Raw genomic sequence first — 10,966 nt, 5'->3', positions numbered from 1 at the left:
TGTTGGATGTAGCTCAAGTCGCAGAACTCAAAAAAACTTTCGGAAGGATGTAAGCGAACACCGAGGGGGAGTGTGCAAACTTATGGGCAAATCGTGCAAATTTATGCGCAAATACCACGCAAAGTTATGGGCAAGTTCACCTGAATTTGAGGAATGAAATCAATAGCAGGAATGCAGCGTTATGGGCGCACCTACAATTTGTGTAGGTTTGCGCATAACACTTCGCGCACCCCATGAGTTTGTGTTGCTCGCCCATAGTTTAGCACTGCGCGATTGTCTGCCTTAGCGATGAACCCAATCAGTTTTTGGCGTAGTCGTTGCGGTTATGGCCCTTTGCGTTGCTCAATCCCGCAATGGACCTCCCTAAGGAGCGTTGGATACTCGCGAAGGTCTGCGATGCGCAGAAAGCAGACTTTGCAAAGTCCGGTTGACCACATTGTCCACCAAAGGCGACAGTTCTGCTTCGCGACTGGGCTATACATAGCCCTCAAAGCGTATTGTTTGCGGGACTTCAGTTGCACCGTTTTCCTGAGCGAGTAGGGCGCGTGCTGACGAAAAGGTAGCAAGCGCAAAAAGAACAAGAAGGGCCTTTATCATCGTAGCGCCTCGGATCCGGGTTTTGAACTTGGGCCGGGGTTCACAAATGATCGCCCCGGCCAGCGTCAGGGCAAACGAGGTAGTTCTTGCCCTGAAACATCGTACTTTCGCCTAATTTAGAAGATCACCGACGATGCCGACGGCATCGACCACGGTAGACAGGTCATTCGTAACTTCGAGGACTTCGTCATCGACCAGAATGTAGCGGTTTCCTTTGCCCGGCTCCCCAAGCTTCCATTTGGAAAGGTCCCCAATATCCTCGAACTCCAGGTCAGATGGGAGCTTGGCACCGCGCGTGTAGCGCTTGATCTGTCCAGGTGGTACAGCTTTTGGGCCTTTGCCGGGTTTGTCTTCTATCTGAATGCTGACATCACCGTTCTTGCCCCCCTTGTTCGGCTTTTTACCCTTGTTGTCTTTGGCATGGGCATCGCTGCCTCCAAGGATGAAAAACACAACTGCTAAGGCTGCAAGAATTCCGTATGCAATCTTCATAGATTGTTCCTTTGCTTCCCAACTTCATTCGACCGGCGTTGAAAATTCCGGCACGCGCTTGATCTCTCTTAGTTGCCCTTTGGCACACCCCTTAGTGACTGCCTTCACCCCGCATTAGAAAACGATCCGGGTTCTTAGACCGAACAGGGTAATCCGGTCCTGATCGGGATTTAGAAGCGGGTCGGAAATGAATTGTACCGATGGCGTGATCTGCAGTCCGGGTGAGATTGAAAAGCGGTAGAAAGCTTCAAGCGTGAACTGATCGCCATCTATGCCTCTTGCTTCGGCCCAGTTTAGGCCCAGACCGGCCAAATCGGTGTTGCGACCATAGTAACCGAGACCGGCAGAAATCGACCGTTCATAAAGCGCTGCGGTTCCCTTCGAGGCCCCTGCACGGAAGAACGGCATCCATTTATTGTCAACAAACCATGCGGCGGAAAACGCTGCGCCGTAATCTTCTGCTCGACTGCCATCGTCAGCCGCATCCGCATGCCAGAGGGTCAGATGGATATTGTCGAAGTAGATGCGATCAAAGCCGGACGTGTACCCAAGTTCGAGCGACTTGAAGAGATTGCCGTCGCTAAACACATCAAAGTTTGGATCGGACGGGTCGGCGTTTGCGTCTGATACGCTGGCAACGGCGTAGAGGTTCTCGCTCAGCTTTACCCCACCGGCAATACCAAGGCCTTGGTTGGGCGTGTTGATTGTCGGGTTGGTATTGAAAGACAGGTTTTGAAAACCACTGTAGGGGCTTACCAACCCGTAGATATCCACAAAGTCCGTTACATCAATCTGGCCGACTTGCAGCGCCCACGACCCATTCTCAGCCCTTTGGGTCCAGAACAAATTGGTCAGAAGCAAACCGTTGTCATTGAAGGCTGTTCCCGTGATTGAAAGGGCTCCGCCATCCAGCCCGAGAAATTGCGGAGCAACGTCAGTATAACTGTGCCTGTCTTCGATCTTGAATGTCAGAGACCCCCGTTCAGTTGCCTGCCAACTGCCGTAGAACCGCGCAATTCCGCTGGCTGCTTCGCCGGTTCCCAGATCAGCATCCGTGGTTTGGCCCAATGCCAGGTAGTCAATGTTGAACCGAAAACCACCCTCAGCCAGTCGGTCTTTCCACTGAAACCAACCCGGTGCGATGTTGCGTGGAAAATCGGAACGATATTGCGGATCGGTGAGCCCGTCTCCGGGCGCAAGATCGGCTTCGACTGAAGATGGCCCGGATAGTCCCTGAGCCGACGCTGCGCCAGCAAATGCAATGCTCAATGCGGCAACCAGAAGTCTTATCATTTTGACGCCTGTGCCCCACCGGTCTTGCGATTTCCTGCCGCGCGGATGCGATCAGCAGCACGCTGCTTCCATTCCAACCTGTCTGCCTCGGTTTCCAGAGTTTCGACACGTTCCGCCTCTAGCTGGAAAGTCGCATTCATAGGCATGAGGCCATCCACAACCATCATATTATGAACGGAAGGATCGATAGTCAGCGTGCCTGTCAGCCGAACGGGTTCGTGGAAATAGCTAGGCGCCCAGTCCCCGTTCAACCGCACACGGATCATCTGGTTAGGCGGAGGTGGAGGCATGTGGCTGCACATCCCTCTTTCTGGCACCAAATACGCCACAGGCCGGCCGTCCGGATCGCTTGGAGCAGGAATGGCAAAGCCCGCGAGTGTGATTGTTCTGCCGTCGAATTGCGGGTTTCCGCTCGTTCCAGCCTTTCTTCGACGTTCAGTCACAACCTCGCGCTGATCGAGTAACCAGTCGACGTCAATTCCGTCTGACACCAAGGCGTCTTCGGTCTCTGCTAAAAGCAATTGCCATTTCTGCCGTTCTTCGGCGCTGCCAACCTCCTGCTGCAACCTGCCGCGTATACGCACAACGAAAAGAACATCGTCGAACTGTTCGGGGCTGAGTTCACGATAGGGGTCATCAAAGACCTGCGCAGACGGATCTGGCAGATCTGCCCAGTCCAACGCGGTTCCAGGCGTCGCCGCAGCATCATAACCGCACAAAACCAACCCTGCGAATACTGCGGAGCAAAACCAATTTCGCATGAATGCTCTCCGGCTGCTTTATCTGGTCAATCCAGTGTGTTTTTGTAGATCACACCGTCCTTCATGATCAGGCGGATTGTTTCCGGGCTGTCCGGTCTCGGGTCCGCACCGAACCACTGATCGCCTGTTCCAACGACAGAGAAGTCTTCGAGGGGGTTGCCGTCTATCAGCAGGATGTCGGCATAGGCGCCTTCTTCGATCACACCCAGTTTGCCTTCCGGATAGGGGTTCATGAAATCACCGCTAAGTGCCGCGATCTCGCCACCTACCGAAGTTAGGGTTACCATCGACGCATAGGGGCCGAAGAAATGGTTATTCAGATGTTTCTCGTAGGCGATCTGGATGTTGCACGCTTCGACCGAGCCGACGCAATCGGTTTGGAAACCGCGCGGCGCCGGGCATTCCTTCATACTTGGAATGTAGGCTTCGAAGGTCGCCGAGGCCGATTTGGCCTTCCTCAAACTGTTGGGGTTGTTTTTCACGGAAGGAACATCAAGTAGGCCTGGATCAAATGCTGTGATGTTCGTCGTGATGTACGCTCCTTTTTCTTTCATCAAAGCAGAAATCTCGCAGTCAAAGTGAAATCCGTGTTCAATGGTTCTGACCCCTGCATTCAGGGCATTGATGATCGCTTCTTTGCGGTAGGAATGTGCCATGACATAGGTGCCGTACTCGTTGGCAACCTGAACAGCGGCCTCGATCTCTTCTTTCGAACCGGCGAGCAACTGCCATGGATCGAATGCCGAAATCACCCCACCTGATTGCATGAACTTCAATTGCGTGGCACCCATGCGCAGGTTGTTGCGGCCATACATGTAAATTTCGTCAACACCGTTGACCTGTTGGGCCATATTCAGAGTCCCAAAGTTGGTCACCCCACCCGGCGGAGATGTGAAGGATGCGAAATCGGCGTGACCACCACGTGTTCCGAGAAATGCCCCGGAAGGATAAAAGCGGGGGCCGACGATCTGGCCGGCGTCAATTGCGCGCCGCAGCCCGCCGCCAGCGCCCCCGGCATCGCGAACGGTCGTGAAGCCCTGCATCAGGTACATTTCGGCCATCCGGGTCCCGTGGATGGCGAAATCCTCCCAGGTCGAGTTGGTTTCCATCTCGGCAATCGATGGCCCCATGAGCATCAGGTGCGCGTGATTCTCTATAAAGCCCGGTGTCAGAGTGCGCCCACCGCCGTCGATAACCGTCGCGCTCGGCGCATCAATGGCATCGGTTGAGACGGACTTGATCAGATTGCCCTCGACCAGAACACTGGCATTTTCAATGCGTTGCTCATTCACACCGTCGAAGACATGCACGTTGGTAAACAGCGTTTGGGGTTCTTCTTGATCCTGAGCCTGCGCGGTCGCCGAAAAAGAAAGAACTGCCGCGACAATTGCCGTCGAGCAAAGAGACATTCGTAAGCCGGACATAAGTACTCCCTTCATATTCATGTTTTGCCAACTATAGTCTGGAATTCATTGGCTCGGTTGCCCCTTTTGAATTAGGATGTACGAATGTGACTGCAAAAATGGCCACTTCTTAAAGCTAATCCAACAAGGGTTATGAGCTTGCCTTTCAACTCCACCTCCCGAGAGCATAGCGAGGGCTTTGTTCGCCTCTCTTTAGCCGCTCCCTTTCTGCAATATCTCACCGAACGTAAGATCAATCCGCAACCAGCATTGGATCAGGTCGGCTTGAAAGCTGAACTGATGACTAACCCATCCGTGTTCGTTCACTCCGAGTTGGTTTACGGCTTGGTAAATGCTTTCTCAGAAGTATCAGGGGATCGATACCTAGGAGTGAATGTAGGGGAAGCGTTTGACCTACAAGGATGGCCGCCCTTCGCTCAAGCCTTGCAATCTACAAAAACGCTGTTCGAGTTTTTTACCCGCTTTGTTGAGCTCGTGCCGCAGGAGTCCAATTCTGTGCGGCACAGCCTTGTCATTGAAGCAGACAAAGCGACTTATCGTATCGAGAGGCAACAGGAACCAACCGTCCCACCCATTCAGGTGACCGGTTTTGGTGCCGCAATCTATGTACGCCTATTGCAGACCGTCGTCGGAGAGTCCTGGGACTCTTCCCGTGTGCGATGGGAAAGCAGATACATCAATGGGCTGCCTATCGACTACAAAGGGATCGAGGTTGGCCTTGGGACTGATCCCGGAATGCAAATTAGTTTTCCTGTGGAATGGTTGTTTTTGCACCACGTCTCTGAGGGTTCTGCCAAGCCCATAGCATCACTTCGACAAGATGAAGAAGTAACCGTGGTGGCAGCTTTGCGATCTGTCTTACGCGACAAACTGGATGAAACCGATTTGGGACCAGAGATGGTGGCTGGAATGCTGGGAATACAACCGGAACGGTTTCTGAAAGCGCTTCAAAAACAAGGCACAACGCTACCGCGCGAAATCAAACGGCTGCGTATCGATGTCGCCAAGGAGCACCTCAAACAAAACCAGATGACAATTGCAGAGATCGGACTGATGCTCGGCTATTCTGACAAGTCCCATTTCACTCGCTTTTTCCGAGGTCAGACCGGAATGACACCGACCAAGTTCCGAAGCAAGTAAATGTGGTCGAGCCAAATGAACGCTTCGAAGATTAGGTCCTCGTGGGATCAGTTCGGAGAAGTTGTAGTGCGACGTTGAACAGGTTAGTCGACGACATGAATGGTTGGTTGCCACCGCCGATACAACCTCTGCAACTGGCCGTTTCGTTGTGTATTTCGGAGTTAGCAAAGCTTGGTTGCGAAGGTCCGCTTCGGGCTGCCACCGGTCATTAATGTGAAAAGTAACGAAAGGCGACAACAAGACCAATGCGGGCTTTGCCAACCTTTCAAATCAGCATCATCCCCGACCATTTCAGTTCGAGTTTCAATCCCTAGCGGGCAAGGCAACCTCGCCTTCCCAGTCAGAAATACGGTGCGGTAGCGCCAGGAATTTTGACGCCACACGTGTTTTGGTCGTTCCACTTCCAGTCATCCCCGAATATTTGCCGGTGGAGGAAACAATCCGCCAGTTGTTGACGCCGAAGGCAACAACCTCCCATCTCATGGTGAACGTGTCCTCTTCTTCACCATAAACACAGACGCCACCGCCGCTGACACCGCTGGGTCCGCCGAAACCCGAGCCCACGCACCGGACAAAACCAGGATCGATTGGTCCCTCGTCAACGGTATAAGTCCCATAGTTGTCCTCTTTCCAGAACACGTCCTCGCCCGCGGAAATTTGCTCTTGGTTGACGACATAGAAGTTCGTTGCCGACACTTTCTCTGCAGCAGTCAGACAATGAGGCGCAAAGAGAACTGCGGGGATAAGCATTGAACGCAACATGTTGTTTCCTTCGACAGTGGGGCAAAACCAGCATGATAGAGACTACGAAATTTATTGCTAGGAAAGGAACGCATAGCCGGACCTGAAAAGTCAGCTTCGTCCCGCATCTCAGAGATTGCAAAGCTTAGTGATGAAGGTCCGCTTTGGGCTGCGACCTGCCGCCAACGCGACTTGCAGAGAGCGACAACAGTAAATCCATACCGGAAACGCTCGTTGAACTGCACCTGCACTCACAGCATTCCTATTGCCGCGAAGTAGAGAGATTTGAAGCCATTGTGCAGCGGAAATAGCGACCTCTGATGCGGTGTTCAACGCGGTTCAGGTCGTTGATGACTGGGTCGCAAACTGGCCGGCCGTTCGGCTCCATGCCATTTGTGGTGCTTACCTTTTGGCGGCAGCTGAGTCGTGAAGCGACTACACTCAATATCCTCTGTTATTAGTTACGATGAGCCAGAAACCATCTCTTATCAAATCAACCTAAACTGTCCCATAGGTGCTGATGTCAGACCCCTCGCACCCATGGTTCTTTCCTATCTTTGGTTCATTTGGGCGCGCACGGATTTGATCCCCAACGCGGAGGCGCGATAGGGGTTGCCGTTTTTGGATTGGATAAAGCGCTTTTTCAGCAAGCGTTGGAAAACACTCAGGGTGCAGTCGGACAGCACATAGCCGTCACGCGTATAACAAGTGACGTCATGGACTTTTCCGTTTTTCAGTCGTTCGAAGTGGATCGCCCCGCCAAGGGCGAGTTCGTGCAAAACACGTTGCTCGTGCTTTGAGATGTTCATTGTGATGTCTCGGTTTTACGAAAGAACAACAAAAAGGACACTCAGCATCGCGCGTGAGTGTGCCCATCAGTGTTGGTGTTCCTGAATTTGGGTCGCCAGGAACGGGCGTTAGGCCCGGGTCTCTTTCATAAAATCTCCGTTGTGTGAGGCGTACCGCCTCATACGTTTGGCGCAGATAGTCCTTCAGGCAAGACGCGTCAATATCCCTTATTGCATGAGTGTCTCATTTTGGGCCGACATGTAAGCCTCCTGCCGCACGCGCCAGCACCCAATCGATACCCCGCAAAAAGTCGTCGACTGTTAACGGGCTGTTTTCGCCGCTTGCCGCGGAGAGGACAAAGCCATGCGTGTAGTCGACGAGAAGGTGCAGAAGCACATCGTTCTCGTCACCATCGTCAAGTTCCCGCGTGCATGCCCGCAGTTTATCTGTGACGTCCATCAGGTCTTTACTGATGAGAGTGATATCATCCAGAACTGCGCGCAGCAGGTTGGCATTCGGCAAGGCCCGAAGATAGTAGGCACTTAATATGCTACGCGCTTTCGCGCTTGCTTCTTCTTCAACGATGCCCTGAAGCGTCTTCGCAAAGGCTATTTCAATCAGGTCAGCCAGCAGCTTACGCTTGCTGCCAGAATGGTAAGCTACCGCCATCGGCGTGACCTTTAACTTGTCCGCCAGTAACCGAAACGAAAGCGCATCCGCTCCCTGCTTTTGAACAATGGGCAGGGCAGTTTGCAGGATAAGCTGTTTCGACAGACGTTCCTCTGACTTTTTTGGTCGCCCGACAGTCGGTGAATTGGTCATGCACTTTTCACTTCGTAAACCAGATCGACCATACCCGATGGAAAGGGAGTGGCAGAGATCAGTTCAAGATCAACATCGCCGTTCGTTTCACCGAAGATGCGAATGCCATCGCCCAGTAGAATAGGAACCAACGTAATCTTCATGTCTTGTACAAATCCGGCCTGTAGGAACGACCGAATGACCGCACCGCCATCGACATATACGCGTTTGTAACCGCGCTGGTGAAAGACTCCCCATAACTCTTCGGGGCTAGCAGTGGAGAACTCAATTTTGTCGTGTAGATGCTGAGGTATGTCCTGTTTCGTCATGGAGCGGCTGAGTACCACGACGGGTTTCTCATATGGCCATTCACCAAATCCAAGAACAGTTCGCAGTGATCCGGTCCCCATAACAAGAGTATCCACGCTGTTCAAAAACTCGATGAATCCGTGGTCTTCGTTATCAGCGGGCTGTTTATTCAGCCAATCGAGCGAATGGTCTTTTCTTGCAACGAAACCGTCGAGGCTCATGGCCATCATGATGTGTCCGCTTGGCATGGCGTCCTCCGTTTAGTCAAAATTAGACAGCGTATAAATACTTAAACATATACCCGCAACTTGATCAGTTCAGATACGACACTCTAACGAAGAAAGAGGCACTTTTGGCACTCTCAGAAAGAGCAGAAACCAGTCATGACACACGGCAAATTTGTCTGCAATTTAGTCGACTGCCAGAATTCCTCACCAATCTAATCGAGCCCAAAATTGGCAGCCAAATACGAAATTAAATTCAGAAAATTGTGACTTCCAACTAGCGGCTACTCAATTGCGGAACGAAACGTTTCGGTAAGCCGTTTGTTCAAACCGTGATGAGGCTCCGCTGAGGAACCGTAGTGCAACTCTGCCAAGGCAGCGATGTCATTGAAAATGACTACGGAGCCGCCTTCTTCATTCGCGTAAACCAATAGTTTTTGGCAAAAGGCATCCAAACCAATTACCGGAAAGCCCGCCATAGCCACGCCACCAGGTGCTGGTCCGCCGAACAGTAAGAGAACTGCATCCGGCAGTTCCACCCCCAGGTGGGACGCTTCGGCCGCAAAATCGACTCCCCCAAACCAGACCGTATCGTCCTGCTCCATCACTGCTTTTCTGAGACGTTCCACTGCCTTTGGTACGCTGAGCTGAGATCGCAGTTCGATGACCCCATAGTCGGCAAACAACCCGTTGGTCGGCGCTGGTGTTGCATCCAAGTTGTTTAGAACTTCGAGCATCTTGCTCTGAAATGCGCGCAACGAAGAGGCGTCAGTGAGCCCATGCCGGGCTTTGAGAAACTGAGAATCTGTGTAGGCGATCTGTGGGCGACCATCCTGATCGAAAGAGAGAACGCGAAAAGGAAGGTCCAAACCTGCTCGCACGTTCTCTTCCAGTATAGGTGTGTTTATCTCAAGATCAGAGAAAATGAGTACACGAGACGCGGGCATTTTTACGCCTTCGGCCTTGGCCAAACGCGAGTGATCTATCGATGCGATTGGAGTAACTCCCGCTTCGGCAACGGCAGTCTCAAGCGCTAAGAAGTTTTCGTCCACCGCGGTCTGGACAGATAAAGATTGTGCAAAAGCGGATGTCGAAACTGATAAAGTTGCAATCATCGAGAAAACAAAGCCAAACCTCACCATTTTATCACTTCCTTTTTTATCGTACTTTTTTCAGGGAAACCGCCGCCAGAGCCGCAAAAGCTATCTCGGCCGCAAGGTAAAAGAGAAGTATCCCGTTCGGAACTCCATCGATAAGAATGCTTAGTATGCGTCCAACGGCCAGTCCCGACATAAACAAAAATAGAACCCACAGCGCGGGGCGTTGTAATTCTGGTTTCGAAGCGGCCGCCAACCAAAACAACGCGTTTGCCAGGTAAAGACCCATAATCGCTCGGAACACGTGGGTTTGGTTCGTCCCTTCCACCGGGAATCCCAGCAAAACTGGGATCGAACTGCCGGGCATCAGGCCATATGAAAACGCAATTGGCACGAGGCCGACGGCCGCAAGCAGAAGGACTAATCTGGCACTCATGGAGGACTCCTTCTCGTAGAGGTTTCGCTTTGTTTGCAAAACTCCTGGTCGGTCTCTTGGAGCATCGATGATCCGAAACGGATGCCCAAACTACGCTCTGAAAGGTGTATCCGACAGGCCAAGTCGAGTTTTCTGAAGAGCGAGCCAGTACTGCGCAGCCGTGTTCAGCTACGCACCAAACAGGTCACAATGCGCCTTCGTCGCCCAGGAACTCGATACCAGCTGTCGCGCCATCACTGTAAGCAATGCAATTCCAAGGAGCACGATCCTCGCCAACGCCTACAGTAACCTGTGTTCCCGCCTCGCTAAACGCGGATGAGAGCACCACGACTTGCGAATTGTTTGTCGTATTGGCTACATCTCGCAAACACGCCTGCTGAGCCGGCGTGAGCTCGGCGGACGCGCTTGATGTACTCGTATCGTCGCAGGCCGCAAGCAGTGCGAAACATGTCGCGCCTGCAATCATCACCATCTTGTTAGACATTTTCTTCTCCCTCTGGTTCCCTTGAAATTAGTGAAATTGGATGGGCTTGTTTGAAGTTCTCGCGTCAGAGCAGGCTATGGAACATACTTCGACCCAGTGATTTCCCTTCCCAACAACTTGTCGCGGGGGGCTTGGCGGGTAGAGCGATATTACTTTGATTACCGAGACCGCCGACAACGTGTGAAAGCTGATTGACGACACTGGCAAAAGCTCGAGCGAATTCCGGAGGGAGGGCGAATACACTAAGTCTAAGCATCGCGTCCTCCCAACGCTCGATCATTGCAAACAGCCTTCCGACCGCCAGCACTCACTCCAGCGGTCGGAAGGGCCCGACAAATCGGGCGACAGCGACAACAACGGAGGTAAAATAAAGTTGCG

12 protein-coding genes are annotated in these 10,966 nt (G+C 52.5%); 1 reads left to right on the top strand and 11 read right to left on the bottom strand.

What is annotated here, in order from left to right; translation table 11 throughout:
• Positions 1 to 708 precede the first annotated feature (708 nt).
• The 4 genes from GOW98_RS24645 to GOW98_RS24630 all read right to left on the bottom strand — a co-directional run bounded on the left by GOW98_RS24645 (position 709) and on the right by GOW98_RS24630 (position 4,582).
• Entirely contained in the window at positions 709 to 1,089 is a 381-nt protein-coding gene (locus tag GOW98_RS24645) for a hypothetical protein (protein WP_170337130.1), read from the bottom strand.
• Positions 1,090 to 1,203: 114 nt separating this feature from the next.
• Complete coding sequence (locus tag GOW98_RS24640; RefSeq protein ID WP_170337128.1) at positions 1,204 to 2,382, bottom strand: carbohydrate porin; 1,179 nt, start codon at positions 2,380 to 2,382, stop codon at positions 1,204 to 1,206.
• Complete coding sequence (locus GOW98_RS24635) at positions 2,379 to 3,143, bottom strand: DUF3299 domain-containing protein (RefSeq protein WP_170337125.1); 765 nt, start codon at positions 3,141 to 3,143, stop codon at positions 2,379 to 2,381. The genes GOW98_RS24640 and GOW98_RS24635 overlap by 4 nt, the downstream gene beginning before the upstream one ends.
• A gap of 26 nt (positions 3,144 to 3,169) precedes the next feature.
• Positions 3,170 to 4,582: an amidohydrolase family protein gene (locus tag GOW98_RS24630; protein WP_234900806.1), complete on the bottom strand. Its 1,413-nt coding sequence runs from the start codon at positions 4,580 to 4,582 to the stop codon at positions 3,170 to 3,172.
• Between the two features lie 117 nt (positions 4,583 to 4,699).
• Between GOW98_RS24630 and GOW98_RS24625 the strand changes: the two genes are divergently transcribed.
• Positions 4,700 to 5,707, top strand: a complete 1,008-nt coding sequence (locus GOW98_RS24625; protein ID WP_170337123.1) for a helix-turn-helix domain-containing protein — start codon at positions 4,700 to 4,702, stop codon at positions 5,705 to 5,707.
• 303 nt (positions 5,708 to 6,010) lie between these two features.
• Here GOW98_RS24625 and GOW98_RS24620 read toward each other — a convergent pair whose 3' ends face one another.
• The 7 genes from GOW98_RS24620 to GOW98_RS24590 all read right to left on the bottom strand — a co-directional run bounded on the left by GOW98_RS24620 (position 6,011) and on the right by GOW98_RS24590 (position 10,588).
• On the bottom strand, positions 6,011 to 6,469 hold the full coding sequence (locus GOW98_RS24620) for a hypothetical protein (RefSeq protein WP_170337121.1): 459 nt from the start codon (positions 6,467 to 6,469) through the stop codon (positions 6,011 to 6,013).
• Between the two features lie 530 nt (positions 6,470 to 6,999).
• Positions 7,000 to 7,257, bottom strand: a complete 258-nt coding sequence (locus GOW98_RS24615) for a YjhX family toxin (protein ID WP_170337119.1) — start codon at positions 7,255 to 7,257, stop codon at positions 7,000 to 7,002.
• A 223-nt stretch (positions 7,258 to 7,480) separates the two neighbouring features.
• Complete coding sequence (locus GOW98_RS24610) at positions 7,481 to 8,059, bottom strand: TetR/AcrR family transcriptional regulator (protein ID WP_170337117.1); 579 nt, start codon at positions 8,057 to 8,059, stop codon at positions 7,481 to 7,483.
• Positions 8,056 to 8,595, bottom strand: a complete 540-nt coding sequence (locus tag GOW98_RS24605; RefSeq protein ID WP_170337115.1) for a dihydrofolate reductase family protein — start codon at positions 8,593 to 8,595, stop codon at positions 8,056 to 8,058. The genes GOW98_RS24610 and GOW98_RS24605 overlap by 4 nt, the downstream gene beginning before the upstream one ends.
• Before the next feature lie 260 nt (positions 8,596 to 8,855).
• A complete protein-coding gene (locus GOW98_RS24600) occupies positions 8,856 to 9,713 on the bottom strand; it encodes a DUF302 domain-containing protein (protein WP_170337113.1) in 858 nt (285 codons plus the stop codon).
• A 16-nt stretch (positions 9,714 to 9,729) separates the two neighbouring features.
• Positions 9,730 to 10,104: a DUF4345 domain-containing protein gene (locus GOW98_RS24595; RefSeq protein WP_170337111.1), complete on the bottom strand. Its 375-nt coding sequence runs from the start codon at positions 10,102 to 10,104 to the stop codon at positions 9,730 to 9,732.
• 184 nt (positions 10,105 to 10,288) lie between these two features.
• Positions 10,289 to 10,588 (bottom strand): hypothetical protein, encoded by a 300-nt coding sequence (locus GOW98_RS24590; RefSeq protein WP_170337109.1) that lies wholly within the window; start codon positions 10,586 to 10,588, stop codon positions 10,289 to 10,291.
• Between the last annotated feature and the right edge of the window lie 378 nt (positions 10,589 to 10,966).

The sequence above is a fragment of the Ruegeria arenilitoris genome (genome assembly GCF_013032445.1).
In the GTDB taxonomy this organism is placed as follows: Bacteria; Pseudomonadota; Alphaproteobacteria; order Rhodobacterales; family Rhodobacteraceae; genus Ruegeria; species Ruegeria arenilitoris_F.
Note: the sequence above shows the minus strand (reverse complement) of the source record. Positions and strands in the feature narration are given on the sequence as shown.